Source organism: Sphingomonas sp. (genome assembly GCF_965248875.1).
Classification (GTDB): Bacteria; Pseudomonadota; Alphaproteobacteria; order Sphingomonadales; family Sphingomonadaceae; genus Sphingomonas.
This window is the reverse complement of sequence record NZ_CBDFKR010000011.1, coordinates 726,719-752,433: the sequence shown is the minus strand read 5'-3', so window position 1 is coordinate 752,433 and position 25,715 is coordinate 726,719. Positions and strand designations below refer to the sequence as shown.

The 25,715-nt window shown below is 61.1% G+C and carries 23 protein-coding genes; 14 read left to right on the top strand and 9 right to left on the bottom strand.

The window, feature by feature from the left end; translation table 11 throughout:
• Positions 1-48: 48 nt before the first annotated feature.
• Both ACP2AD_RS10570 and ACP2AD_RS10565 read right to left on the bottom strand, forming a co-directional pair.
• Complete coding sequence (locus tag ACP2AD_RS10570; protein WP_425230017.1) at positions 49-690, bottom strand: TetR/AcrR family transcriptional regulator; 642 nt, start codon at positions 688-690, stop codon at positions 49-51.
• Positions 683-1,924: a cytochrome P450 gene (locus ACP2AD_RS10565; RefSeq protein WP_425230016.1), complete on the bottom strand. Its 1,242-nt coding sequence runs from the start codon at positions 1,922-1,924 to the stop codon at positions 683-685. The genes ACP2AD_RS10570 and ACP2AD_RS10565 overlap by 8 nt, the downstream gene beginning before the upstream one ends.
• Before the next feature lie 142 nt (positions 1,925-2,066).
• Here ACP2AD_RS10565 and ACP2AD_RS10560 point away from each other — a divergent pair, with 142 nt between their 5' ends.
• The 6 genes from ACP2AD_RS10560 to ACP2AD_RS10535 are packed head-to-tail and all read left to right on the top strand — an operon-like array spanning position 2,067 to position 9,053.
• Entirely contained in the window at positions 2,067-3,494 is a 1,428-nt protein-coding gene (locus tag ACP2AD_RS10560) for a hypothetical protein (protein ID WP_425230015.1), read from the top strand.
• A 26-nt stretch (positions 3,495-3,520) separates the two neighbouring features.
• Positions 3,521-5,020, top strand: coding sequence for an acyl-CoA reductase (locus ACP2AD_RS10555; RefSeq protein ID WP_425230014.1), 1,500 nt, complete (start codon positions 3,521-3,523; stop codon positions 5,018-5,020).
• A 33-nt stretch (positions 5,021-5,053) separates the two neighbouring features.
• Complete coding sequence (locus tag ACP2AD_RS10550; RefSeq protein WP_425230013.1) at positions 5,054-5,995, top strand: SDR family NAD(P)-dependent oxidoreductase; 942 nt, start codon at positions 5,054-5,056, stop codon at positions 5,993-5,995.
• A gap of 10 nt (positions 5,996-6,005) precedes the next feature.
• Positions 6,006-6,755 (top strand): enoyl-CoA hydratase/isomerase family protein, encoded by a 750-nt coding sequence (locus ACP2AD_RS10545; RefSeq protein WP_425230012.1) that lies wholly within the window; start codon positions 6,006-6,008, stop codon positions 6,753-6,755.
• A 3-nt stretch (positions 6,756-6,758) separates the two neighbouring features.
• Positions 6,759-7,898, top strand: a complete 1,140-nt coding sequence (locus ACP2AD_RS10540) for an acyl-CoA dehydrogenase family protein (RefSeq protein WP_425230011.1) — start codon at positions 6,759-6,761, stop codon at positions 7,896-7,898.
• A 12-nt stretch (positions 7,899-7,910) separates the two neighbouring features.
• On the top strand, positions 7,911-9,053 hold the full coding sequence (locus ACP2AD_RS10535; protein WP_425230010.1) for an acyl-CoA dehydrogenase family protein: 1,143 nt from the start codon (positions 7,911-7,913) through the stop codon (positions 9,051-9,053).
• Positions 9,054-9,080: 27 nt separating this feature from the next.
• On the opposite strand, the gene ACP2AD_RS10530 is transcribed toward ACP2AD_RS10535, so the two are convergent.
• From ACP2AD_RS10530 to ACP2AD_RS10515, 4 genes are read right to left on the bottom strand one after another with little or no spacing between them, the layout of a single operon-like run.
• Positions 9,081-10,238: a thiolase C-terminal domain-containing protein gene (locus ACP2AD_RS10530; RefSeq protein ID WP_425230009.1), complete on the bottom strand. Its 1,158-nt coding sequence runs from the start codon at positions 10,236-10,238 to the stop codon at positions 9,081-9,083.
• 8 nt (positions 10,239-10,246) lie between these two features.
• Positions 10,247-10,648: a Zn-ribbon domain-containing OB-fold protein gene (locus ACP2AD_RS10525; RefSeq protein WP_425230008.1), complete on the bottom strand. Its 402-nt coding sequence runs from the start codon at positions 10,646-10,648 to the stop codon at positions 10,247-10,249.
• On the bottom strand, positions 10,645-11,874 hold the full coding sequence (locus ACP2AD_RS10520; RefSeq protein ID WP_425230007.1) for a cytochrome P450: 1,230 nt from the start codon (positions 11,872-11,874) through the stop codon (positions 10,645-10,647). Before ACP2AD_RS10520 ends, ACP2AD_RS10525 begins: the two co-directional genes overlap by 4 nt.
• A 9-nt stretch (positions 11,875-11,883) precedes the next feature.
• Entirely contained in the window at positions 11,884-13,383 is a 1,500-nt protein-coding gene (locus tag ACP2AD_RS10515) for a class I adenylate-forming enzyme family protein (protein WP_425230006.1), read from the bottom strand.
• A gap of 181 nt (positions 13,384-13,564) precedes the next feature.
• Between ACP2AD_RS10515 and ACP2AD_RS10510 the strand changes: the two genes are divergently transcribed.
• A complete protein-coding gene (locus ACP2AD_RS10510) occupies positions 13,565-15,178 on the top strand; it encodes a GMC family oxidoreductase (protein ID WP_425230005.1) in 1,614 nt (537 codons plus the stop codon).
• 279 nt (positions 15,179-15,457) lie between these two features.
• On the top strand, positions 15,458-15,667 hold the full coding sequence (locus ACP2AD_RS10505; RefSeq protein ID WP_425230004.1) for a hypothetical protein: 210 nt from the start codon (positions 15,458-15,460) through the stop codon (positions 15,665-15,667).
• 34 nt (positions 15,668-15,701) lie between these two features.
• Here ACP2AD_RS10505 and ACP2AD_RS10500 read toward each other — a convergent pair whose 3' ends face one another.
• Positions 15,702-16,364: a TetR/AcrR family transcriptional regulator gene (locus tag ACP2AD_RS10500; protein ID WP_425230003.1), complete on the bottom strand. Its 663-nt coding sequence runs from the start codon at positions 16,362-16,364 to the stop codon at positions 15,702-15,704.
• A gap of 137 nt (positions 16,365-16,501) precedes the next feature.
• Between ACP2AD_RS10500 and ACP2AD_RS10495 the strand changes: the two genes are divergently transcribed.
• The 6 genes from ACP2AD_RS10495 (at position 16,502) to ACP2AD_RS10470 (ending at position 23,022) form a co-directional block, all read left to right on the top strand.
• Positions 16,502-17,410 (top strand): alpha/beta fold hydrolase, encoded by a 909-nt coding sequence (locus ACP2AD_RS10495; RefSeq protein ID WP_425230002.1) that lies wholly within the window; start codon positions 16,502-16,504, stop codon positions 17,408-17,410.
• Between the two features lie 117 nt (positions 17,411-17,527).
• On the top strand, positions 17,528-18,748 hold the full coding sequence (locus ACP2AD_RS10490) for an NAD(P)/FAD-dependent oxidoreductase (RefSeq protein ID WP_425230001.1): 1,221 nt from the start codon (positions 17,528-17,530) through the stop codon (positions 18,746-18,748).
• Positions 18,749-18,802: 54 nt separating this feature from the next.
• A complete protein-coding gene (locus tag ACP2AD_RS10485; RefSeq protein WP_425230000.1) occupies positions 18,803-20,005 on the top strand; it encodes an aromatic ring-hydroxylating oxygenase subunit alpha in 1,203 nt (400 codons plus the stop codon).
• Between the two features lie 57 nt (positions 20,006-20,062).
• Positions 20,063-20,380: a 2Fe-2S iron-sulfur cluster-binding protein gene (locus ACP2AD_RS10480; RefSeq protein ID WP_425229999.1), complete on the top strand. Its 318-nt coding sequence runs from the start codon at positions 20,063-20,065 to the stop codon at positions 20,378-20,380.
• Between the two features lie 33 nt (positions 20,381-20,413).
• Positions 20,414-21,988, top strand: a complete 1,575-nt coding sequence (locus ACP2AD_RS10475) for an acyl-CoA synthetase (protein WP_425229998.1) — start codon at positions 20,414-20,416, stop codon at positions 21,986-21,988.
• Positions 21,985-23,022 (top strand): acyl-CoA dehydrogenase family protein, encoded by a 1,038-nt coding sequence (locus tag ACP2AD_RS10470; protein ID WP_425229997.1) that lies wholly within the window; start codon positions 21,985-21,987, stop codon positions 23,020-23,022. Before ACP2AD_RS10475 ends, ACP2AD_RS10470 begins: the two co-directional genes overlap by 4 nt.
• Positions 23,023-23,031: 9 nt before the next feature.
• Here the strand turns inward: ACP2AD_RS10470 and ACP2AD_RS10465 are convergent, their stop codons facing one another.
• Entirely contained in the window at positions 23,032-24,261 is a 1,230-nt protein-coding gene (locus ACP2AD_RS10465) for an acyl-CoA dehydrogenase family protein (RefSeq protein WP_425229996.1), read from the bottom strand.
• On the bottom strand, positions 24,258-25,715 hold the full coding sequence (locus tag ACP2AD_RS10460; protein WP_425229995.1) for an aldehyde dehydrogenase family protein: 1,458 nt from the start codon (positions 25,713-25,715) through the stop codon (positions 24,258-24,260). Before ACP2AD_RS10460 ends, ACP2AD_RS10465 begins: the two co-directional genes overlap by 4 nt.

The window sequence follows — 25,715 nt, the reverse complement described above, 5'->3', positions numbered from 1 at the left end:
TGCAGCGTCGTTTCAAAGGATCAGTTTCAACCATAGGTCAATGTCGATTTATTGAGAGAAAGCCGGAGCTACAAATAGCCTGACTCTCTCTCTTATCTTGCTTTCCTTCATCTCAGCTTCGACTGTCAACCGTGCGAATGAGTATTGAAGGAGCATAATCCACGAAGCCAGATCATCAACGGGTATGTGATCCGGGTATCTGCCAGTCTGCCGATAGGCTTCGACGACTGGGGTCCATGTCGTCACCGCAACAATGTGGACCTGAGAGCCCGCGCGCAGGAATGACATGCCGCCGCGCGTCCAGCGATGGCTTTCTTGGTTCTGGACGGCAGTGTTAATAGAGGCTACTATGTAGTCCTCTATAAGGAACGATAGAGAGGCGGGGGCTATAATATTACCAAAGAATATGGAATTAAACTTCATAAGACGATAAGCTACCGCCGACTCCAGTAGAAAAGCTCTGTTTTTAAAGGCGCGATAGAGCGTAACGCGTGACACGCCAGCTTCTTGGGCAATGCTGCCCATTGTAACTTGCGAGACGCCGTCGCGCATCAGTGCAGACATTGTTGCTTCGAGCATGTTTGCCCGGCGTTCGTCCGTGACCGGGAAATCGATCGAAGCGGCCGTTAGCGACACGGGCATGTATGCTGGATCGCCATGTTTCCGCCGATGTTCGTCGGAATCAGCCATGCTCAGCGAGCACCCGTTCTTCGCCGCCCCATTTTAGCGCCAAGCTCAACATCGCCGTCATCGAGCCGATCTTCACCTGGGGCCGAAGCGAGGGGTCAAGTCTGAAATGCGGCACTGCCCGCAGCCACTCGGCGAGAAGGGCTCGCAGCTCCAGGCGGGCAAGGAAGTGTCCAACGCAGAGGTGCGGTCCTGTTGCGAACATCAGGTGCGTCGCGCCCTTGCGATCCAGCTTGAAGTGAAGCGGGTCGGCGTTCGCGGTCTCGTCCAGGCCAGCGAGCGCCAGCGGGCAGAGGATCATGTCTCCCTGCTTTAGATGCGCTCCGCCGAGTTCAGTGTCCTGCGTCACGATCCGCGCGGTGCTGACCACGCCAGACATGCGCAAAGTCTCATCTATGAAACGAGACACCAGGTCAGGCTCGTTCGCCAGCCGCTCCTGCATGTCGGGCATCGTCGCCAGGCGAGCGAACATGAAGCCCGCGGCGTTCGCAACGGTGTCGAGCCCTGCCAGGAAGAGTAGGAAGCACATCGACTCGATCTCGTCCTGTCGAAGTACCCGTCCCTCGACGGACTGAACCATTAGCGCGCTGACGAGGTCGTCTCGGGGGGCCGTCCGTCGATCGGCAATCAGCGAGCGAAGATGGCCCAGAACTTCGACGGCCAGCGCCTGGCGGCGGGGCCCGTTGGGCGAGCCGAACCAGTCGACAACAATGCGCCGGAACTCGCTAAACATTGTGGACGGGAGGCCCATCAGGTCCATAAACACCTGGACCGGGAGCGGCATCGCGACCTGCTGTAGGAAATCGCACTCGCCAGCTTCACGGACAGCGGCCACAAGGACCGCTGCGCGACGGCGGATGTCACCTTCCATCGCCGCGACGACCTTGGGCGCGAAGAATTGCATTAGGACCTTGCGATATGGTGTGTGCTCGGGTGGATCGAGCGTCAGTGGGATGAGGGGTTGCTGCTGTGCCGTGCGGGGCACGGTGAGCTGAGCTGAAGAGAATCGTTCGGGCGACATAAGTACTTCGCGCATCAAGCGTTCGCGCGTGACCACCCAATGCCCGCTGTTGGCTGGCGTAAAGAACACGTCGGGTGCTTCGCGATGGAGGAAGGTGAGACCGGTTTGAACGCCATCGCGCAATCGCGGATCGTCTGTCAGGCCATATAGGTCGAACTCGAATACACGGTCCGGCGGCACATGCGCAGGCACCTGTTGCGCGTGCAACTCTGCCATTTCCAACCTCCTAATCTAACGTCGTTAAATATCGCTTGCTTAGGCCTGATAGCTGCGATAGGGCGATTATGATACAAAAAAGAGAGTTTGTCGCACAAGCGGTAGGGCCTGTCGGTTGATTGCCCGAATAAGGAGATGGAGCATGAGCGAGGCAGCTTCGGTGAGGGATTTCATCAGCGATCCGGTCGAGTATTTCGACTGGTCGGCGACGCGGATGTGGTCGATGCCCCAAGCTGATCGAGAGTCGATGCAGCTGGCAGGTTTGAAGATTCGCTTCGGCCAATTGCGCGACGGTGTTGGTTACCTGCAAAAGCTAGCAGACCGTCAGGGTATCGACGAGATCAACAGCGTCAATGCCGTCATCCCGCTGCTGTTCGAGCATACTGTATACAAGTCCTATCCGAGCTCGCTTCTCGAAAAAAGCCGTTTCTCGATGATCAACGGGTGGCTTGGCAAGCTCACCACCGTCTCGCTCAAAAATGTCGACGTGTCTCATTGTGACAGCATCGACAGTTGGATTGAAACTATGGACCGGGAAACCGATCTGTGTATCCATCACTCATCGGGGACGAGCGGCACAGTGTCACTGTTCCCGAAGTCGAAGCAGGAGCTCTCGGCTTTTGGGAAGCTTTATCCGCTGCGCTTTCAGAGGTTCCGCGACCCGCGGCCTGCCGACCCCCAGCCCAAGGCGCACGTGGTATCGCCCAGTTTTCGTTCCGGCAGCTCGGCGCATTTTCGCATCAACGAGCAGTATTTTCAGCGGATCGCCCATGGCGACGAAACCTTTATGCACACCGCTTTCCCGGGCGCGATGAGCGCAGACATTCTCTACCTCGCTGGTCGCCTCCGCGCGGCGAAAGCTCGAGGCGATCTGGACCGCCTGGAGATCGCGCCGAACTTGCTCGCCCGACTGCATGAGTTTGAAACCGACCAGGCATCGCGGGCCGCGGACATGCAGACCTTCTTGGACCATATCACGTCGAGCTTGGCTGGCCAGCGCGTATTCATGGCATGCGCGCCAACCTACCTCTGGCCGCTCGCTCAGAAGGGGTTAGCTGAAGGACGTAGCGGTGTTTTCGCGCCGACCTCGGTTGTCTCCACCGGTGGCGGCGCCAAAGGCATGGTGTTGCCCGACGACTGGAAGGTAAAGGTGATGGAGTTCGCGGGTGTTGATCACTTGCCGATGAACTACGCCATGACTGAGATGAACGCCAACAATCTCCTATGCGAGAACAACAAGTACCACGTCGCACCATGGATCATCCCGTTCGTGCTTGACCCGGATACCAGCGAGCCGCTGCCCCGGACGGGTACGGCCACTGGCCGCTTCGCCTTCTATGATCTGCTGCCCGACACTCATTGGGGCGGGTTCATCTCGGGAGATGAAGTAACGATTAGCTGGGATCGCGAATGTGGCTGCGGCCGCAGCGGGCCTTATCTAAATGGCACTATCGGCCGGTTTAGCGACTCTCGCGGCGGCGACGACAAGATCAGCTGCGCAGCCTCGGCCGAAGCACACGAGGAAGCAATGGACTTTCTCTCGGAGATACAGGCGGCGGCCACCGCATGAGCCGCATTGACGCAAAGGAGGATGCGATGGCGACGTTGTTCAAAATGAATGAGGACCTTGAAGTCGCACCGGCGATCATCCGCGGCAAGGTCATCACGTCCGACCTGATGCGCTTCGGCGGTCGGGGCGGCGACCTGGAGTTTCTTGCCCCGGATCCAGCGACGATCGTCAACCGGCTGCCCCTAGGCAATCCCAACCTGATGACAGACCTGTACGATCTGTCGGTCGACGACATCCTCGATTACCTCGTGGAACTCGGCAAGCTCCTCGACATCGAGAAAAATCAGCATCTGCAAGCTGCGTTCGATCTCACCCTCCAGACTGCGTCCCAAACTGCCTCGCTGCTGCGTTACGGCTTCTCGCGGATGCCTGGGCTGTTCGTGCGCGAGGAGCTCGAGGACATGGTAGCCCAGATCGGGCGCGACTATCTAGACGGCTGGGTTGAGACGCGCACGACCGCACGCGGCGCCAAACGGTACGTCCGAGCGTTCGGCGCGCGCGCGCTGCACATCGTGGCTGGAAACAGCCCGGTGCTGTCCGCTGTCACGATCATCCGCAACGCAGTGGCCCGGGGTGACGCCATCATCAAGGCGCCGTCCAACGATCCCTTCACAGGCATCGCGGTGGCGCGGACGATGATCGACTTCGCACCCGATCATCCTATTACGAAGCACGTCAGCATCGCGTACTGGAAGGGTGGCGATGAGGCATTCGAGAGCAAGCTGTATCAGCCGCACAGTGTCGAGAAGATCGTCGCCTGGGGCGGCTTCGCGTCGGTCAAGCACGTCGCCAAGTACATCCAGCCCGGCTTGGAACTGATCTCCCTTGATCCCAAGCGGAGCATCAGCATCATCGGTCCAGAGGCTTTCGAGAGCGAAGAGGCCATGGACGACGTTGCGCAGCGAGTGTCGTCTGACTTTGGCGGGCAGAACCAGGAAGTCTGCGCCAGCGCGCGGATCGTCTATGTCCTCTCCGGCTCAGACGAAGACGGCGTCGGGAAAGCAGAGAATCTCGCCGAGAGGGCCTACGAGAAGCTGCTTGATCTGCCCGACCATCTTAGCACCAAGCCCAAGAACGGAATCAATCGCGAGCTGTTGAGCAGTCTCGACGCAGCGTCGTTCATGGACGATTTCTACACTGTCGTGGGTACTCGGGACGGAGAAGGCGGAGTCATCGTCTCGAAAATGCCAGAGCCAGTCGATTTCGCGCCGAGTTTGACCAATCGCGTCGCCAATTTTGTTCCGGTCGACTCGATCGATGATGTGCTGCCACGCATTGACTCCTATTGCCAGACGATCGGCATTTATCCCGATCGCTTCATTGCGGAGATCGCCGACCGGCTGGCCCTCGCGGGCGGGCAGCGATTGGTCACGCTCGGCCATGCCGCCGGTTCGCTCACTGGCTTCGGATCGCCGCAGGACGGGATCGAGCCGATTAGGCGACTATGCAAGTGGATCTTCCGCGAGGAGGCCGAGCCGGGCGTGACGCCTTGGCTCTGGTCGCCCAACAACCAGGCCGCGCGGTAGCTCATCAACTCATCAGCAGAAAAGGCAGGCGACATGGGGGCGGAGACTACCAGCACCGAGGTGATGCAAGGTGTGGACCTTTCGGGCAAGTTGGCCCTAGTAACGGGGGGTAGCAGCGGCATCGGCTATGAGACCGCCCGCGCGCTGCTAGCGGCAGGCGCTGACGTGTGCATCGGCGCGCGAGACAGAACGAAGCTGGAGGCGGCTGCCGAGCGGCTCGGAGAAGGCGCACAAGGATCAGTCTTCGCGTACCCCCTCGACCTGTCCGAATTGGATAGCGTCGACGCTTTCGCGGATGACGTGCTCGCGCTCGATCGACCAATCGACCTGCTGATTGCAAACGCGGGTATCATGGCCTGCCCGTTAGAGCGCAATTCGCGCGGCATCGAGATGCAGTTGGCGACAAACTACATTGGACATGCCGCGCTGATCAGCCGACTGGCGGCGGCGGTGCGATCTGCTGCGCGTGCGCGAGTGGTCATTTTGACCTCTTCGGGCCACCATTTCTCCGGCATCCGCGACGACCTCAATTTCGAGAACGAAAGTTACGACAAGTGGACAGCCTATGGCCAGTCCAAAACGGCCAGTGCGCTGCTCGCACTCAAGGTCCATGATGTGCTCTCGCCGCACGGCGTGACAGCACTGGCCGTGCATCCGGGTTTCATTCAAACCGACCTCATGCGGTACCTGTCCAAGGAGGACTATGTTGCGATGCAGTCCCGGACCGATATCGTGCTGCCGACGAAACGAACCTACAAGACGGTCGAGCAGGGCGCCGCGACCACTTTATGGGCTGCAACGGCGCCTGAACTGGCAGGTCGGTCTGCCTATCTTGAGGACTGTTCGATCGCTCAGCCTGCGGCGGTTCGGGACACGCTGCATGGAACCATGCCGTGGGTGACCGATCGCGCAGCAGGGGAGGCGCTGTGGGCCAAGGCGGAGCAGTTGGCCGGCCGCCCCCTGCCACTCGCTTAAGGATGAGCTGATGAGCGAAGCGTCTGTCCTGCGCAGCAACGAGGGCGGCCTCGTCACGCTGACGTTGAACCGTCCTGAAAAGCTGAACGCACTCAACACAGAGATGTTCGAGCTGCTCGGGCATCATATCGAAAGCATTGCGGCATCGCCCGACACTGTTGGATGTGTAATCGTGCGCGGTGCAGGTCGCTGTTTTTCGGCGGGTCACGATCTCGGCGCTATCGACGACGGAGAGAGCGGCGCGCAGCTGAATCTGCAGGCGACCGTAATCGAGCGCCTCGCCAATCTGCCTCAGCCGGTGATCAGCGCGGTGCATGGCCACTGCTACACTGGCGCGCTGGAGTTGGCACTGGCCGGCGACATCATCCTTGCGTCCGCCAGCGCACGCTTCGCCGATACACATGGCCGTTGGGGACTGACCCCGATCTGGGGCATGAGTCAGCGGTTGCCGCGCAGAATTGGAACGTATCGCGCCCGTGAAATGATGTTCACCTGTCGTACTGTGGACGCTAGCGAGGCGATTAGCATCGGCCTTGCCAACAACCGGTTCGAGGATGATGAATTCGAGACCGCGGTTAGGCGGGTGACTGATATCATCTTAGCGAACAGCTGGTTCAGCGCACAAGCCAACAAGCGGCTGTTGATCCAAACCGACGGACTGCCGCTAACAGCGGGGCTCGCGCATGAGACCTATCGCAACGAGGGACACGCGCCCGACGTCGAAGCACGCATTGCTGCCTTTGCGCAGCGTCGCGGCTGATCGATGGACCTTGCTTTCAGCTCCGATGAGCTCGCGTTTCGCGATGAGGTGCGAGCTTTTCTAGATGCTGAACTCACGCCCGAGCTGGCTAAGGCAGGCCGCAATTGTCCGGGAATTTACTGTGACTATCCGGCCGCCAATGCGTGGTTTCGGATACTCGCCAGCCGGGGATGGAGCGTCCCGCACTGGCCTGTTGAGCTTGGCGGGACTCGCTGGACTCCGGCTCAGCACCTGATCTTCAAGCGTGAGCTGGCGCTCGCTGGCGCACCGCCGTTAACTCCCAACGCGACGCATATGGCGGCGCCCGTAATCATCGAGTTCGGTACCCCGGAGCAGAAGGAGAGCCTGCTGCCTCGCATCCGTTCGGGTGATGATTGGTGGGCCCAGGGCTACTCCGAACCTGAGGCCGGGTCGGACCTCGCATCGCTCCGATTGGCAGCGGAGCGGGATGGCAATTGCTACGTCCTTAACGGCTCTAAGACTTGGACTACACACGCGCATTTCTCGAACAAGATGTTCTGCCTCGTCCGGACCGACCGGGAAGCCAAGCCACAGCGCGGCATATCCTTCCTGCTGTTCGACCTCCATCTACCAGGAATCCAGATTAGGCCGATCATTTCGATTTCCGGCGATCACGAACTCAACGAAGTATTCTTTGACGATGTCCGGGTGCCTGTGAGCGGCCTGTTGGGAAAGGAGAATGACGGGTGGACGGTGGCGAAGCACCTCTTACGACACGAACGGTCATCGATGTGGACGCCGCTGCTGCGCGCCCGTTTGGAATGGATGAAAGAGATATCGGGAGGTTGTCCCTCCACTCTTGCAGCCCGGCTGATGCGAGCAGAGATGCGACTATCCGCGCTGGAAGTCAGCGAATTGAGACTGCTATTCGCTGAGGTGGATGAGAGACGGGGTTCGCTCGTGTCGTCAATGTCGAAAATCTGCGGGACCGAGTTACGTCAGGAGCTGACGGAAATTGGCCTGGCGTTAGCCGATCGAGAAAGCCTCAGGATGCCAGACCGCCCCGAGGATACCGGGCGCGGTGTCGCCCTCGCGACCTACCTGAACGATCGCGCGGCTTCGATTTATGCCGGCACCAACGAGATCCAGCGCGACATCGTCGCCAAGATACTCCTCCAGTAGCGACCCCTGAAAATGGATTTTACATTCAGCGATGAACAGACGCTGTTGCGAGACAGCGTCGCGGGCGTGTTGCGGTCGCGCCAGGCCGAGACGCCCTGTTCGGCCGGCACGTCGGCGGCAGGGTCCCGGCGCATCGACATCTGGCACTGCCTTGCGCATGAGCTTGGTGTCCTAGGTGCGGCGGTCGAGTGCGAGCGAGGGGGGCTCGGCGGGGGACCAATCGAGCACATGATTATCATGGAGGAACTCGGCGCAGCTCTCGTCCGGGAACCGTACCTCGAGACGGTCGTCATCGGCGCGGGTCTCTTCGCCCGCTGCGGGGGCGAGACCGCGGCCAATGCGCTCGGAAAGGTACTCGAGGGCGAGATGCTGGTGGCCTATGCGTCGGCCGAGCCCGGGATGGGAATTGATCCGCGTGCCGTAGCGACTAGTGCTGTGCGCCAGATGGAGGGATGGCGGCTCCACGGCCGCAAGAGGATCGTGACCGCCGCTCCGTGGGCGTCACATCTCGTGGTGCTCGCGCGCGTTGAGGACGACGACGGAACCCACGCCAGTCTCGCACTCTTCCTCGTCGACAAGTCGTTACCTGGCGTGCTGACGGACGACTTTGCGACCCTCGACGGACGCTGGGCGGCTGACATCAGCTTCGACGGCGTCGCCGTGCCCGACGCAGCGCGCCTGACGAAGGGGGACGCTTACCCACTGGTTCTGGAGATTGCCGATCGCGCGATCACCGCCGGCTGTGCCGAGGCGCTGGGACTGATGCGGCGGCTGCTCGAGGACACAAAGTCTTACGTGAAGCAGCGCCGGCAGTTTGGGACGACGCTATCTAGCTTTCAGGTGGTGCGCCATCGCCTCGCCGACATGCTGATCCATCTTGAAATGGCGACATCGGCCGTCTACTTAGCAACGCTGACCCTCGGAGAGTCGGCCGATCGGCGGGCTTTGTCGGCCGCGTCCGCGAAGCTGGTTGTCGATGACGCGAGCCGCTTCATCGGCCAGAACGCAATCCAATTGCATGGCGGCATGGGTATGACCGAAGAACTGGCAATCGGTCGTTTTGTGAAGCGGCTCATGGCCATCTCTGCCGACTTCGGTGCCGCGGATTTGTACGTGGAACGCGAAGTAGCCCGGCAGCCGATTATGAGGGAGTGACGGTGCGATCGCGCCGAGCTTCGCCGCCTACGGTATCCGATTTGAAAAAATTGCCGAACTCACGGTCGGCGCGCCGGGGCCGCCGGCAAGCAGGCAGGTGCGAGCGCCGGCTACCGGGTTGGCGCTTTCCCCTCGCAATTGCCTGACCGCTTCAATCGGCAAGCCGATCCCGTGAATGAAACCTTGCGCCAGATTGCCCCCTGACGTGTTGATCGGCAGCTTCCCGCCGTCGGAGATTAGATTCTCAAATCGGATTACCTCGGCCGCATTCCCGTATGAGCAGAAGCCATGATCAATTATCGACATAATACCCTGCGCGTCAAAGTTTTCGTAGATCTGGAGGACATCGATATCGTCTGGCGAGAGGCCCGTCTCGGCATAAAGCCGTCGCGCAATCGGTCCGAGGCCGGCCGTGGCGTAGAGTTCCGCAGCGTCGTTCTCGAGCAGATCGCCCCACCCGGCCTCAGCTCCCTGAGCACAGCCAAGCAAATATATGGGAGGCTTGGCAAGATCGCGCGCGACTTCAGACGATACGAGCAGTAGCGCGCCTGCCCCGTCGTTCTCGCGACTGCAGTCAAACAGGCGAAACGGCTCGGAAATCATGCGCGAGTTGCGTAGGGTTTCGACATCAAAGGTGCGACCATAACTGACCGCCTCCGGATTTCGGCTGCCATGGTGATAAGCCGCGCGAACCAGCTCCTCTGCGATCTCTGGGGCCACCCCATGATGATTGAACAAGCGGTTGGCCCTGATCGCACAGGTTTGGGCGGGCGACACTACGCCTGAGGCGAGCAGATGGTCGTTAAGGTGGTGAGCCATGACTGCGGCCGACATGCGCCCACTCGACCCCTCCACTAGGGCCCGGAAGACGATGACGGCGCGCGCCTGACCCGTGAGTATCGCACTGGCGGCGACCCCGAACGCTCCCGCAATGCCTCCGCCGCCGCCGCCCCACACCTGGGCCGACCAACGCAGTTCGCGCGTGCCCAATTCCGGCATCAGCCGCACGGGTTCGTTCTTATCGTCGCCATACGAGACGAACCCGTCGACGTCCGCCGGATCAAGCCCGGCTTCAGCGCAGGCGGTTAGGATAGCGTCCACCAGCACGCTACGTTCGGGCAGCGGCGCCGCTCCGCGCTTGTACTGCTTTACACCGACGCCGGCGATCGCGGTCGTTCCGAACAAGGGGTGCGTCAAGAGATACGACTCCATCGGATAGTCGGGATCTGATCGGCGCCAACCAAGGTATGGCTGGGTCTGCCAACCAGAGCCTCGCCGATGCGCGGATCGATGCGGTCGGGGTCTTCCAGCAGTCCCAACAGGCGCACGCCGCAGTTGTCGACCGCCGCCACCACGCTGGTGAAAGGCAACTCGAGCGACTCGGTCATCCCGAAGCGATGCCAAGTGCGCGTCCAGGAAAAGACCGTCGCCGCCATCGAACGCTCAACCCAGTGCGAGCCGATCGTGCCGCAAAGCCCGCAGCGGCGTCCCGCAGGCCACATCCAGCGATCGCAGCCGTCGCACCGCGGCAGCATTAGCCGACCGGTAGCCAATCCCTCCCAATATGGTGCGTCCGCACCGTCGCCGCGGGTCACGCGGGCGACCACTGGATCGGCAGGTGTTCCAGTGCCATCACCGTGCCCATACGGAAGGCGTGGCTCTCGCCGGGACTGGCGCTAAAGGAAGGAATGCGTTTCACCCATTCTTCCGTCAGTACGCGCAATTCGGTCCGGCCGAGCACATGGCCGACGCACAGATGTGGTCCGGTTGAGAAGGTCAGATGGGCGGCGCGCTTGCGGTCAAGGTCAAAGACGTTTGGTCGATCAAACTTCGCTGGGTCGCGACTGCCTAGGCAAAGTATTGACAGGACCATTTCGCCCGGGCGGAGTTTGGCGTCGCCAATATCCTTGTCTTTGACCACGAGCCGCGGCGTATTTACCACGCCGTAGAGGCGGATCGCCTCGTCAGCGAAGGCTGCGCATAATGAGGGATCGTTCGCCAGGCGTGCCTGTACATCAGGCATTTGCGCCAGCTGCTGAAAAGCGAACCCGGTCACGTTCGTGACTGTATCCATCCCTCCCAAAAACAGGACAAACGCCATCGCAAGGATCTCGTCGTCTCGCATCGTGCGGCCACCGACGTCCACATTGAGAAGGTGGGACATCAGCTTGTCGTCTGGCTCCCGCTGCTTCTCGGCAAGGAGCTCGACCAGCACGCCTTGGATCACGCCGACCAGGCGCCCCAGTTCGACTTCGTTATTATCGCAGGCAAAAAAGTCTTCCGCGATCCTACGGAATTCTGCGAGCCGGCACAGGTCCATGCCCATCAGCTCCATGAACACGCTGACTGGGTAAATTTTCGAGACCTCGGTCTGGAAGTCGCACTCGCCCCTGCCCGCGACGGCGTCGACGAAACGAACGGCCCATTCTCGGATGCCGGGCTCCATCGACTTCACCGCCACGGGCCCGAACATTGGGGCAAGCGCCCGCCGATATGGGAGATTATCGGGTGGGTCGAGATTAAGTGGTATCATAAAAGGTGGGTTTTCGACACGGGGTATTTGCATCTCACGCGCAGAGAAATGCTCAGGATCGGTGACGATGCGGGTGATGCCATCGAACGATTTGACCACCCAATGACCGCCATTGCATGTTGTCCAAAAGATGTCGGGCGCCTCCGACAAGGTGGCGGCAAAGCTCCCTTGGACATCCTCGGTGATCCGAGGATCATGATGAATGTCGAAGTTGAAGATCAGATGCGGCTGCACCTGCGGCGGCGGATTGCCGAGTGCAGGGCCTGTTGCGGTAGACTGACTGTTCATCGGCTTTCCTCAGCGCACGCGCGTTAGGCGCTTATGGGCGCCTGCATAGAGTTGGCGAAGGGCGGGTTTGGACAACTTGCCCGTCGCGAGCCGAGGAAGCGGCTCAGGCGAGAATGCCACATAACGGGGTATTTTATAGTTGGAGAGGTTCGTGCCGCAATATTCGATAAGTGCCGTCACATCTACTTCGACATCGCCGTGGTACACGACAAGCGGCGTTTCCCCAAAGCGAGGGTCCGGTGCCGCGATCGCCAGAGCCTCAATCACTCCAGGAAACTCGCAAACGACCCGTTCGATCTCCGCAGCAGAAATATTCAGTCCGCCGGAAATGATGAGATCTTTCATCCGATCAACGAATGTCAGTAAACCCTGCTCGTCCAGCTTGCCGATGTCGCCGGAATAGAGCCAGCCGTTTCGAATGGCCTTAGTGGTCTCCTCGGGGTTCCGCCAGTACCCGACCATCATACCCGGCGCACGCAATAGGATCTCGCCTGCCTCGCCCGGATCGCAATCGCTCCCGTCCGGTCGAACGACTCGCAAATCGTTGAACAAGCCGCCCCAACCGCATTTGTCCGGCGAGTCTGTTGCGAGATGTTCTGGCATGATGGTCGCGTTACCGCCGACCTCCGTCTGCCCATAAATCTGCCGGATCGTGACCCCCTTAGCTCTCCATGTATCCATGAGTTGCCTGCCGACCCGCGCCCCGCCCGCGGTGGCATATCGCAGCGACGAGACATCCGCCTCAGCGAATTCTGGCAAGGCGGCGATGAATTCGAAGAAAGCGGGCACTGCCCCGAAGCAGTTGATCTTTTCTTGCTCGATCAGCCGGAGTGCGTCGGCCGCGACGAACTGTGGAAGCATGTAGAGCGTGCAGCCTTGAATACCGTAGTGTATTAGCTGCACGAACCCGGCGGAGGTATTGAGCGGCGCCAGGCTTATGATCCGCGATCCTGGGCCGGAAGTCGTCTCCTCAAGCGCCCAATTCGATGCATAGGCTGTCATTGTGCGGTGGGTGAAGACGACACCCTTTGGCTTCGCTGTTGAGCCGGAGGTGGCGATGATCACGACCGGAGCGTCTGGGTCGACATCGCGGTCCAGTATCGCGGGCGCACCGGTACGCAGCGCGTCGATTTCGCTCATTGCCCGTGGTGCCAGCCCCGCAGCGGCCATGCGTTCGATGTGGTCATCGGCCGCGAAGGCGAACCGCGGCTCCGTCGTTTCGCACAGGTCAGCGATTTCGCGCGTCGTATATCGAAAATTGACCGGGTTAGCGATGCCGCCCGCCCGGATGATCCCCATAATCAAGGCGACATAAGCAAGACTGTTGGCCGAGCAGATGGCGACCCGGTCACCGGGTTCGAGCCCATCCGCGATCAGCATGGCCGCTACTCGATCCGACCATGCCTTGTATGCCGCATAGGTCAGAACATCGCCATTCAGGATCACCACAGGCTGATCGCCGCGCATTCGCGCCCACCACGCGATCGCTGCTGGCAAGGTTTGAGCCATGAATTTCCTCTCCGCGACGGAATTTTCCGTCTTGCCCTTTTAGGGATGCTAGAAAAGCGAGTATCTAATGGCAATAGATTTTTCGCGGTTTAGTCGGTGGCGAGGGTTGCGCGACGACATCGACCCTGCTTATCGAACGCGAGTAGATAAGGTTGGCAGGAAGGCCGACGAGGAGAGGGCTTTGGATCAGTTCGACTACGTCATCGTTGGCGCGGGGGCGGCAGGCTGCGTCCTGGCATATCGTCTGACTGAGGATCCAGCGAACACGGTTTGCCTGATCGAGGCGGGCCCACGTGATACCAATCCCTTCATCGCCATGCCCAAAGGCGTGGTCAAGGTTATGGCCAACCCCAAACATTCTTGGATTTACCCAGGCGAGCCCCACGATTCTACCGCTGGCAAAGCAGAGAATTGGACACGGGGAAGGGTGCTTGGCGGGTCGACCGCAATCAACGGTATGATGTACGTTCGAGGTCAACCGGCGGATTTCGACAGCATTGCGGAATTGTCGAGCGACGACTGGAATTGGGAGCACATCGGCCCGGCCTATGCTGCGCTCGAGAACCACGAGCTCGGCAAAGAAGAGACGCGCGGCGATCGAGGCCCGTTGCGCATTTCTATGCCGACCATGCGCGACGCCCTTTCTGAAGCGCAGATCAGGGCAGGCGAGGCGATGGGCTGGCCTCGCAAAGTTGACATCAACGCACCCGACAATGCCGATGGGATCGGCTATGCTCCTCGCACGATCTCGCGAGGCAAACGACAAAGCGCGGCTGTCGCGTTCCTGCGGCCGGCGGAGAAGCGCGCAAATCTCACCGTTCTCACGGACTGCACTGTCAACCGTGTTGTCTTCGAGGGCAAGCGCGCCGTCGGCGTCGAGTATCTGCGAGATCGAACGGTTGAGCAGGTCACTGCTCGGCGCGAGATCATCGTATGCGGCGGCGCAATGGCAAGTCCGGGCATTCTCGAACGATCAGGCGTTGGGGATGCCAGGCGTCTCGCCAAGCTCGGCATTCCCCTCGTTCATGAAAGTGGTCAAGTTGGCGAAGGACTGATCGAGCATCGAGGACTGATTGTGCAATGGAAGCTGCGACGCGACGTATCGCACAACAAGCATTTCCATGGCTGGCGACTGCTCGCATCGACAGTGCGCTACTATTTGACGGGAGACGGCCCGATGTCGGCTGCCGCTTATGAGATCGGTGGATGGTTCCGCACGCGACCGGGGCTGAACCGCCCTGATGCGCAGATGTTAGTGGCGCCGTTCTCTTTCGATATGGCCAAGCAGCGTCGCGATGTGGAGCGTTTTCCGGGCATGAACGTTGTGCTTTACGTTTTGCGCCCGACATCCCGCGGGAGCATCCACATCTCTACGACGGATCCGAGTGCGCCAGCAACGTTCTCGCCAAACTACCGTGCTAACGAAGCCGACCGTCAGGCAATGATTGGCGCTGTTAGGGTAGTGCGCGACTACGCCGCCCGGTCTCCTCTCGCCGAGATCATCGAGGAGGAAACACTTCCCGGTCCTGCTTACCAGAGCGATGCCGAAATCCTCGACGCCTATGACCGCTTTGGCACGTGCGGCTATCACGCGGTTGGGAGCTGCCGCATGGGAAACGACGCTCAATCCGTGGTCGATCCCCGCCTGTGGGTTCGAGGGGTAAAGGGTCTGCGTGTCATAGATACCTCCATCATGCCGGTCATTCCGGCGGGCAATACCCAAGGACCTACGATGGCGATGGCTTGGCGCGCTGCGGACCTCATCTTGGCAGACCGCAAGTCGGCGTGCGTATGAGGTGAACAATGACTGAGATCAGCGTAGTGGCAGGTTCCGCGGCTAAATTGATTAAACAGCCAATCCTATCCTTATGCCTTTGTCGTCGAACGTGGTAAGCGCGTCGGGGGCCTGCTTCTGCCCGCAACGCCAGACATAATAATGGACACTGCGGAGCAGCTTGGCGACGGGTGGAAGATCCCTTCCATTTCGGCCGCGTCCTGCAAGGTTGCCGATGAGTTCGCGGCGTGAGTCGATCATCAATCCCGCCCGCATCCGCTTTCCGCTATAACACAACCCGTGGCGATCAGCGCCGATCTCGACCGCATTGCTGATAAGACATTAGTTCTTGCGACCGGGTGGGAAAAGCCTACCTCTATCACCGCGTCGTGCGAGCGGACCCTGGCGTTGGGCTGGCGCACGCTGTGTTTACCGCGCGGTCACGAGATTATGCTTGAGCATCCCGGCGAGATTGCAATGCTCCTGAAGGAAGCTGTGTCCCAGGCGTAGTTGGGCGGTCCAAGTCGGACGGCGCAGTCGTGCTCTACCCGCCTTGGCCAAACCGTGCTTGAAAGCCGGCAAGCACTGTGCGGAGGCCTTCCACGAAGCGAGTTTCAGCGTCCTGTTCTCCGGCCCTTATCGCCTGCGCGAGATTCGGAAACCGCTCTTCATCCACTATCGGCATAACCGGTATATGGTGCGCTTCTGCTGCGGCCGCGAAGAGCGATGCTCCATAGGTCATATGTTCGACGAGCTCGTTGATCACCATGCGGACCTCCACCGGGTAGGGGCAATCAACGATGGCGTTCTCGTAGGCCTGCAGCATCACCTGCCGAGGAAAAAAACGGAGAACTAACGGTGCGGCGTTCGGATGGCGAAGCATCACACGCCGGGTTGCGAGGCTGAGCTCGATCATTCGCTCGTTCCAATCGCCCGACCAGCGCTCCTGCTCGCGACCAATCTCGACCAGTAACGCTCGGGCTATCTGAGTGAGCAGCTCTTCCTTGTTGCTAAAGTGATGGTAGAGCGATGGGGCACTGACCCCCAAAGTCTTCGCGACACTCTGCAAGCTGAGCGCCTCAAGCCCGCTCTCGTCGATGACCGCTAGTGCCGCTTTGGCAGCGGCCTCTCGGGTGATTAGCGCAGTGGAGGGCCTCCCCGCACGGGGGACGCGCGATGCGCCTTTCGGCGCGATGGATTTCCTCATAGCTTGGGCCGTCTTCTGTGGCACGCCGACATTCCTTATACGAGTTCCGATAGTCTGCATCCAAGGATGTTGCTACCTCCGGGAAGCACCGCTATACAAAACCTAACCTTATTAGAATAGCAGGGTGAGGGCCGGCGATGGACGTGAGCAGTTCGCCTGTCGCGACGACGCGTAGCGGAAACAAGGTCGAGCAGGTCACGGCGCATCACTATCGATCGAGCGATGGTCTCGATCTAGTGGCGGATGTCGCCGGGCCTGCGGCGGCTCCGGGCGTTGTGCTCCTGCACGGTGGAGGGCAGACACGACACAGTTGGTCCGGTGCGATGCTCGCCCTCGTCGCGCGCGGGTACCGGGTCGTCAGTTTCGATGCGCGCGGGCATGGCGACAGCGGCTGGTCTGATGATGGGGCATACAGTCTTGACGACCGTGTCGCAGACCTCCGGGTGATCGTTGCTGACTTCAAAGGGCGGTACGCGCTCGTCGGCGCCTCCTTGGGTGGCGCCACCGCAATACATGCTGTCGCCGGCGGGCTTACTCCGACCGCCCTAGTGCTCGTTGACATCGTGCCCCAACCGGAAGCGTCCGGGGTGGATCGAATCGTCGCCTTTATGCGCGCCAATCCTGACGGCTTTGCCGATCTGGAAGAGGCGTCTAGCGCGGTGGCCGCTTACAATCCGCTCCGCCCGCCACCCCGCGATACGAGCGGCCTGATGCGCAACTTGCGCCTTCGCGAGAACGGACGGCTCTATTGGCATTGGGACCCTCGTATCACGCAAACTCGCTCCACTGATCATCAACGGGTGGTTCAGCGGTCCGCGGCCGCGCTCGCGAGGGCGGGCGAGCTTTCGGTCATGTTGGTGCGAGGATTGAGCAGCGATGTGGTGAGCGATGCGGGCGTCGAGGCCTTCCGCTCTCAGCTGCCGAGTTTAGAGGTGGCGAACGTCAGTGGTGCCGGCCACATGGTCGCGGGCGACCGCAACGACGCGTTCAATACGAGCATGATCGAGTTCCTAGTGCGTCACCTGCCGGTCACGACGAGCGTATGAGTCAATCTGGCCCACTCCGCATTCCGCTGGCGCCGAAGCGTGGCCAAAGCTTACACCGCTAACTTTCCTAGCCCGTAAAAGCGGGCCTGGACGGATCGAAAGGAGGCAGGAGGTACCGTGCAGACATATGATGTCGTGATCGTCGGTGCCGGACATGGAGGTGCCCAGGTCGCCATAGCGCTCAGGCAACGAAATTTTGAAGGCTCGATTCTAATGATTGGGGCCGAGCCCGACTTGCCATACGAACGTCCACCACTTTCGAAGGAATACCTTGCCGGGGAGAAGCCGTTCGATCGTATCCTGCTACGCTCTCCGGCGTTCTGGAAAGAGCGGCAGGTCAACATGCTCCTGGGCCAAACGGTGACGGCGGTGGACCCAGACGACCACGCGGTGGCAACCGAACACGGTGAGCATATTGCTTACGGCTCGTTGATTTGGGCAGCCGGCGGGCACGCGCGGCGGCTCGGCTGCGACGGGCACGACTTGAGTGGAGTGCATACGGTACGCACCCGTGCGGACGTCGATCGTATGCGTACCGAGCTGGACGGGGTCGCGCAAGCGGTGGTGATCGGCGGCGGCTATATCGGACTCGAGGCGGCGGCCATCCTGGCCAAGTCCGGAAAGGCCGTGGTTTTGTTGGAGGCACTCGACCGGGTTCTGGCGCGAGTCGCCGGGGCGCCCTTATCGCGATTTTATGAGGCGGCGCATCGTGACCATGGAGTCGACATTCGCCTCGGGACGAAGGTCGATTGCGTTCTCGGCGATCGCAACAAAGTGAGCGGCGTGAGACTCGCGGACGGCGAAGTCGTGCCCGCTCAGATGGTGATCGTCGGGATTGGCATTGTGCCTGCGGTGGGCCCGCTGCTGTCGGCAGGAGCGATCGGGGACAACGGGGTGCGGGTGGATGGGTTATGCCGCACCAGCTTGCCCGATGTTTTCGCGATCGGCGATTGCGCGCTGCACAGCAATCGGTTTGCAGACGGGGCCGATATCCGAGTGGAGTCGGTGCAGAACGCCAATGACCAGGCTTCAGTCGTTGCGCGTGTGTTGACCGGCAGTGAGGTGCCATACGATGCGGTGCCGTGGTTCTGGTCCAACCAGTACGACCTCAAGCTCCAAACAGTCGGCCTCTCAACAGGGCACGATGCGGTGGTCATGCGAGGCGACCTAGCGTTGCGCAGCTTTTCTGTCATTTACCTAAAGCACGGCAGGGTCATCGCGCTCGACTGTGTCAATGCCGTGAAGGATTATGTCCAAGGCCGCAAGCTGGTTGAAGCAGGCGCCAGCGTCGAGCCTATCCGGCTGGCCGACGCTACGATACCGCTCAAGGATGCCTAAAACCTATTGTCATTAGATTAAGCGGGGGCTATACTGACGAAAGGAGAGACGGACATGAACTATCCCGCGAAGATTGAGCCGCCCGCTCGGGAAAAGGCGGCTGAACGCCGCATCACGCGTTTGGCCGACCTGACCGACAGCCAGCAGGAGTCGATCCGGCGCATCCCGGCCGAAAAGGACATCGTCTTTACGCCGCTTGCGGCGAGCCGCCCGAACGCGATCTTCACTGGTTCCGAGCGGTACGACGAGGAGCAGGCGAAGGTCTTTAGGCGCTATGCAGTGCCCGTCACACTTACAGCCCTCCTGCCCGAACCAGGGTCGGTCGTCGCCATCGAGGCGTACGGCAAGCCACTGCTCGTATCGCGGACGCGCAGCGACGAATTCAAGGTTTTCATCAATGCGTGTCAGCACAAGGGATCGAAGCTGATCGAGGATTGTGCCGTCCACAAGCAGGGAAGGATGGTCTGCCCTTATCACGCATGGACCTATGGCATCGACGGCAAGCTGATCGGGGTAGCGCGCGCGGAAACGTTCGACGGATTGCTCAAGAGCGAGCGCGGGTTGAAGGAGTTGCCGTCGCGGGTGTGGGGTGGCGTGATCTATGCGCAACTCAATGGCGAAGTGGCCGACTTCTCTCCACTTCACGCGCAGATTGCGGACGATTTCACCGCCCTCGGTATTCCGGACGCCCATGTCTATGATCGAAAGGTCTTCGACCTGAAGGCGAACTGGAAGGTCGTTCTCGAGCCGTTCTTGGAGGGCTATCACGTCCAGCGACTGCACGCGGCGTCGATCGGTGCATTGTTCACCGATGCCCCATCTGTCACCGACTCATTTGGCGTCAACGTGCGGCAGGTCTCAGGTAGAGCTGGGTATGTTCCTTCGATGATTGACGAAGATCCAAATGCGAACATTCACAAGTTGGTTACCTACGCATATACTGCTTTTCCGAATGTAGTTTTGGTTGCCAGCCAATATTACATCAGCATCATGATCCTGATGCCCTGCGGCGTGAACCGGACGACGGTGCATTATTATATGCTTACTCCGGAGCCAGCGACCACGGCGAAGGCCGAGGACGTGTTCAAGCGCTCTTATGATCTCATCATAAGCGTGTTTGGCGGGGAGGATTTCCGAGCAGCCGAGATCTGCCAAGCCGGCCTGACGGCCGGCGTGCCGGAGAGCACGGTCTATTGCGGGCTCGAAAGCACAATCGTTCGCTACTATGACGAGCTCGAGGGACTTCTGGAGCGGTAAAAGTCCGGACCATCACGCGTTGCAGAATGTGTGGCCGGACAAGTTGTGGAGGTAATATTGCCTGAGTTGATGGTGACGACGCGTGATCAGCGTGATCATGTTCTGGCGGCGGAGCCCGGCCTAAGCGTCATGGAGATTATTCGTGATGGCGGCTTCGACGAGCTGCTCGCGATGTGCGGCGGAAGCTGTTCGTGTGCAACCTGCCATGTCTATGTCGGTCCTGAAGACTGGCAGCGTCTCGAGCCGTTAAGCGAGGACGAGAGCGACCTGCTCGACAGCTCGGAGCATCGAACTCAATATTCTCGCCTCTCTTGCCAGATCCGGTTTGCGGAGGCGCTCAATGGACTGAGCGTCACGATTGCGCCTGAGGACTGATATCCGGATCGATCGCGAGCGGGAGAACGCTTCATGAGTTACCTCACGCAATCGCTCCATCGGCTGGTGCAGCGGTCGCCAGACGCGCTGGCCTGTGTCGACGGTGACAGCCGGCGAAGCTGGCGAGAGCTGATGAATGACGTTGCACGTTTCGCGGGTGCCTTGCGAGCGTCGGGAGTGCGCGAAGGCGATCGCGTCGCGTTGCTCGCGCGCAACGGGGCGCACTACCTCGATTATCTTTTTGGAACCTACTGGGCGGGTGCGGTCGCAAATCCCGTGAACACGCGCTGGGCCCCGGCGGAAATCGCGGCATCGCTGGAAGATTGTCAGACCCGCGTCTTGCTCGTGGATTGCCATTTCGCGCCGATGGTCGATGCCATCCGCGCGGCGGCGCCGGCGCTTACGCTAGTCATTCAGTTGGGCGGTGGCGATCGCGCCAGCGGGGTCGAGGACGGTGCGGCCTGGCTGGCGCGCGGCGAAGCGATCTCCGATGTGCGGCTGGGAGGTCAGGCGCTTGCCGCAATTCTTTATACCGGTGGTACGACAGGGCGATCCAAGGGCGTGATGCTCAGCCACGCCAACCTGCTCGCCTCAGCCACGGGGTATTTGACCTTTCCTGGCGCACGGCCAGGCCGCAGTTATCTTAACGTCGCGCCGCTGTTTCATATCGGCGCACAATCGGCGGTTTACACGTCGATGCTCGCCGGCACGACGCACATCTTTCTCCCTCAATTCGAGCCGGCGCCAGTGCTTTCCATGATCGAGCGGGAAAGGGCTACGGATGTCTTCTTGGTGCCGACGATGCTGCGAGCGCTACTGACGGACCCCTGCTTCGATCCGGCGCGCGCAGCAAGCTTGGAGCGGGTCGTCTATGGCGCATCGCCGATCGACGACGCACTGCTGGAGCATGCAATGAGAATGCTGCCCCAGGTCGGGTTCGTGCAGGCCTATGGCATGACCGAAGTCTCACCGATCGCCGCGATGTTGGGGCCGGATGAGCACGGCGCTCAGGCGCGCGCAGCAGGCCTGCAAGGGGTCGCGGGGCGTGCGACCATCGCCGCCGAAGTTCGCGTGGTCGATCACCGCGATGATGAGTTGCCGCCAGGCGAGGTGGGCGAGATCGTCGTGCGCGGTGGCGGCGTCATGCTCGGGTATTGGGGCATGCCCGAAGCGACGGCCGACGCCCTGCGCGGCGGCTGGATGCACACGGGGGACCTCGGCCGGATGGACGAGGCCGGCTATTTGACGGTCGTTGATCGACTGAAGGACATGATCATCACTGGCGGCGAGAACGTCTACTCCGCCGAGGTTGAGAATGCGCTCGCCAGTCATACTGCCGTGCACCAGGTCGCCGTCATAGGATTGCCCGACCAGCGGTGGGGCGAACGTGTACATGCGGTGGCCGTGCTACGCGCCGGTGCAAGTTGCGACGCTGAAACGCTCCGATGTCACTGTCGCGAGCTGATTGCCGGGTACAAAGTACCCAAGTCTGTGAGTTTTGTCCAAGCGCTGCCCTTGTCGCCCGCGGGCAAGGTGTTGAAGACCGCGCTTCGCGCCGAATTGAATCAAGGCGGTCTTCCACGAATTGACCAAGGTATGTGGCCATGAACGACGCGGACGAACACAGCGCGTTTGGCGATACCCTGAGCAAGTGTTTTGCAAGCGCTGACCGGAAGGACACGTGGGCCAGACTGGTGGAGATGGGAGCGACGGCGTTGCGCGTGCCCGAACGCCTCGGTGGCCTCGGGCTAGGCGCAGCGGCAATCGCGCCAGTCTTCGAGGCGCTGGGCGAGCACTGTCGGCCGAGCCCATATCTAGATACGGCCGTCGTGGCCGTGAGGCTGCTGGTGGACGCGGCCACCGAAGAGTCGGATGGACTGCTGCGCGCTATCGCTTTGCACGGCGAGCGCGTAGCGGTGGCCGGAATCGATCGTCGCCTGCGCGGCAAGATCAGCGCCACGCCGACCGCCACGGGGTGGCGGCTCGACGGCGACGCGCTGCTCGTTGTGGACGACGCGGATGCAGCCTTCCTGCTGGTTGCTGCACGAACGGAGCGCGGCGGCACGGCGCTGCTGGTGGCTTCGCGCGATCAGCGGGGCGTTACGGGCCGAAGCTACCCGACTATCGACGGACGGTTCGCTACCGACTTGCGCTTCATCGACGCCAGGGCCGTGCTTCTAAAAGGCGGGGCGGACGAGCTGCTTACTGCGGCTACGGACGAGGCTATTGCCTGTCTCGCCATTGAAGCGGCAGCCCTGATGCGTCGGCTCGTCGCAGATACTGCGGCCTACGCCAAGCAGCGCGAGCAGTTCGGCCAACCCATCGCTCGTTTTCAGGTGGTGCAGCATCGCCTAGTCGACATGCACATTGCAGCACGGCGGACATATGCGATCGCGCGGCGCGCAGTGGCCTCGCTGGATGGCGGATGGCAGGAACGCGGCCGCCTCGCCAGCGCCGCGAAGGCCACTGCGGCCGAGGCCGGCCGGTTCGTCGGTCAGCAGGCAGTGCAGCTGCATGGCGGCATGGGAACAACCGACGAACTGCCGGTCGGCCGTTACTTCAAGCGGCTGACGGTGATCGAGGGCGAGCTCGGTGGTCACGCAGATCACGTCCGTCGCTATGCCGACTTGGCCGTCGCATAGTGCAGCGGGTCAGAGGCCGAGTTCTGCCTTAGCGATGATGCCCCGTTGGATTTCGTTGGTCCCGGCGTAGATCGTACCGGCCCGCTCGTTCAGATATCGCAGCGGGGCAATCGCCTGCCACACGTCCCCGCTGACATAGTCGTTTAGTGTGCCCGGATAATTGAGGACCGGGCCTCCTGCCATGGCGACGCCGGGCTGCCAGGCGCGCGCCAGAGGTCCCGCGGCCTCCAGAACAAGTTCAGTCATGCGTTGCTGCAGCTCCGTGCCTAAGATCTTCATCATCGACGCATCGGCACCAATCGGACGGTCGGCCGACACCGCTGACAGCAGATCGCTTTCAAGGGCGTCGAGCACCTCGATGCGGATCGAAAGGTCGGCGAGCTTGGCCGCAAACACCGGGTCCTGGTCAAGCATCCCATCCTCCGCCAAGACAGCGCCGGCGTGCTGCCGTAGCGTTTCGAGATTGACCTGCAGCTCCGGGGCATAAGCTGTGCCGCCACGTTCGAACTCAAGCAGGTACTTGGCGACCGTCCAACCGTCGTCGATCGCGCCGAGCACGTTAGCAACGGGAATGCGCACCGAGTTGAAGAACACCTGGTTCTGGATCCATTCGCCCGAGCTCATCACGATCGGCCGGACTTCGATGCCTGGCGTCTTCATGTCGATCAGCAGGAAGGTAATGCCCTCCTGCTTGCGTCCGGTTTTTGTCGTTCGGACCAGACAAAAGATCCAGTTCGCGACGTTGGCATGGGTTGTCCAAATTTTGGAGCCGGTGCAGATTAGCTCGTCTCCGTCGCGGACAGCCTGCATCTGCAGAGCAGCCAAGTCAGAGCCGGCCTGCGGTTCCGAATAGCCCTGACACCACAGATGCTCGCCAGACAGGATGCGCGGCAGGAAGAACGCCTTCTGCGCGTCTGTGCCAAACCTCATTATCGCTGGACCGACTTGTTCGATGCCCATGGGGGAGGTCGGCGGGGCGCCGGCAGCGACGCGCTCGCGCGCGAAGATGTGGCGCTGGACGACCGACCAGCCGGCCCCGCCGTGCTCCCTCGGCCAGGCAGGTGCCGCCCAACCCTTTGCGTGGAGCGTCCGCTGCCACGCAGCCTGGGCCTCCGGTTCAGCGTATACACTAGTGCGCAGCTTGCCAGCAGCCCGGATAGCCGGCGTAAGTGCACCTTCCAAAAACCGGCGCACCTGGTCGCGAAACGCCTCGTCATGCGCCGACAGCGCCATGGTCATGGCGCGGCAAGCTCCGCTTCAGGCGTAGCGCCCGTTGGCACCTTGGGAATGTAAACGGCCTTTGACCTGGTAAATTCGAGCAGCCCTGCAACGCCGTTTTCCTGTCCGAAGCCGGACTGCTTGGCGCCGGCGAGAGGGGTGAAGGGCGTCGATTGCAGGTTCTGGTTGATCCACACAGTGCCGGTGTCCATTCGATGCGCGATGGCCGTCGCCTTTTCCACGTCGGCACACCATACCGCGCCGGACAAGCCATAATCGCTGTCGTTGGCACGCGCGATTACCTCGTCAATGTCGTGGAACTTGAGCAGTGGCAGGATCGGTCCGAACGCTTCCTCGGCGACGACGCGGCTGTCGTCTGGGGGATTGTCCACCAGCGTGAGCGGGATGAAGTATCCCTGTTTGGGCACCGGGCGGCCTTCAAGGAGCGTCAGGCCATTAGCACGTGCGTCATCGAGCAAGGCAAGCACCCGGCGGTATTGAGGTTCGTTTTGAAGTGGGCCGTACCGGTTGCCCTGTTCGGCCCCGTCGCCCACCGGCGTGTCCTTGGCGAGCTGATGCAGCCGGTCTCGGAGCCGATCGTAAATATCCGCATGGATAAATAGCCGCTTAGTGGCCACGCAGACCTGGGCGGTGTTGTGGAATGCGCCGTGGAATAGCTGCTCAGCGATCGCGTCGACGTCGACATCAGGCATAACGATCGCGGCGTCGTTACCGCCAAGTTCGAGCGTGATACGCTTTAGATCCTTAGATGCCGCCTCCATCACGCGCTTGCCGGTGGCGGTCGAGCCGGTGAAGGTAATTTTGGCGAATCCTCTGTGTGCCGTCATCATCGGACCGAGTTCGTCGCCGCCCGCGATGACATTGAGTACGCCGGCGGGGAAACAGTCGGCAAGTAGCTCGCCGAGGCGAAGCGCGGTCAGCGGAGTGAATGGCGAAGGCTTGAGTACCATGGTGTTTCCTGCCACCAAAGCCGGCGCGATCTTCCAAGCCGCTAGCAGCACGGGAAAATTCCACGGGACGATTGCGCAAACCGGACCCAGCGGGACGTGGTGCACCTCGATGCGTCGTGTGTCGGTGTCCTCGGTGATCTCGATTGGTATGTCGAGCCACGTGGTCGCCTTGAACCAGAATGCCGCGCCCATGACTTCTTGCTTGGCGCTTTCCGTGGGCCGACCTTGTTCGCGCGTGAACAGCGCCGCCAGCTCGTCAGCATGATCCTCGATAATCTTAGCTGCCCTCTTCACCGCCGCCTTACGATCAACGATCGGGGTGTCCCGCCATGCCGGAAAGGCGCGAGTGGCGGCCGCTACTGCCCGCTCGAGCTCGGCTTCGCCGGCGGCTGGTGCCTGCGCAAAAATTTCCCCCGTGGCGGGGTTTTTGACCGGGATTGTGGCGGCCGTGCTCACCGCCACTCCGTCGATCAGCAGGTTATAACGATCTGCCAAAGTCGCCAT

Bases quoted from the DNA above. Each gene is read 5' to 3' on its own strand.
- ACP2AD_RS10540 (WP_425230011.1), top strand. From the start codon at position 6,759: ATGGACCTTGCTTTCAGCTCCGATGAGCTCGCGTTTCGCGATGAGGTG.
- ACP2AD_RS10555 (WP_425230014.1), top strand. From the start codon at position 3,521: ATGGCGACGTTGTTCAAAATGAATGAGGACCTTGAAGTCGCACCGGCG.
- ACP2AD_RS10545 (WP_425230012.1), top strand. From the start codon at position 6,006: ATGAGCGAAGCGTCTGTCCTGCGCAGCAACGAGGGCGGCCTCGTCACG.
- ACP2AD_RS10475 (WP_425229998.1), top strand. From the start codon at position 20,414: ATGAGTTACCTCACGCAATCGCTCCATCGGCTGGTGCAGCGGTCGCCA.
- ACP2AD_RS10470 (WP_425229997.1), top strand. From the start codon at position 21,985: ATGAACGACGCGGACGAACACAGCGCGTTTGGCGATACCCTGAGCAAG.
- ACP2AD_RS10535 (WP_425230010.1), top strand. From the start codon at position 7,911: ATGGATTTTACATTCAGCGATGAACAGACGCTGTTGCGAGACAGCGTC.
- ACP2AD_RS10465 (WP_425229996.1), bottom strand. From the start codon at position 24,261: ATGACCATGGCGCTGTCGGCGCATGACGAGGCGTTTCGCGACCAGGTG.
- ACP2AD_RS10515 (WP_425230006.1), bottom strand. From the start codon at position 13,383: ATGGCTCAAACCTTGCCAGCAGCGATCGCGTGGTGGGCGCGAATGCGC.
- ACP2AD_RS10560 (WP_425230015.1), top strand. From the start codon at position 2,067: ATGAGCGAGGCAGCTTCGGTGAGGGATTTCATCAGCGATCCGGTCGAG.
- ACP2AD_RS10570 (WP_425230017.1), bottom strand. From the start codon at position 690: ATGGCTGATTCCGACGAACATCGGCGGAAACATGGCGATCCAGCATAC.
- ACP2AD_RS10500 (WP_425230003.1), bottom strand. From the start codon at position 16,364: ATGAGGAAATCCATCGCGCCGAAAGGCGCATCGCGCGTCCCCCGTGCG.
- ACP2AD_RS10495 (WP_425230002.1), top strand. From the start codon at position 16,502: ATGGACGTGAGCAGTTCGCCTGTCGCGACGACGCGTAGCGGAAACAAG.
- ACP2AD_RS10520 (WP_425230007.1), bottom strand. From the start codon at position 11,874: ATGAACAGTCAGTCTACCGCAACAGGCCCTGCACTCGGCAATCCGCCG.
- ACP2AD_RS10485 (WP_425230000.1), top strand. From the start codon at position 18,803: ATGAACTATCCCGCGAAGATTGAGCCGCCCGCTCGGGAAAAGGCGGCT.
- ACP2AD_RS10460 (WP_425229995.1), bottom strand. From the start codon at position 25,715: ATGGCGACTTTGGCAGATCGTTATAACCTGCTGATCGACGGAGTGGCG.
- ACP2AD_RS10550 (WP_425230013.1), top strand. From the start codon at position 5,054: ATGGGGGCGGAGACTACCAGCACCGAGGTGATGCAAGGTGTGGACCTT.
- ACP2AD_RS10565 (WP_425230016.1), bottom strand. From the start codon at position 1,924: ATGGCAGAGTTGCACGCGCAACAGGTGCCTGCGCATGTGCCGCCGGAC.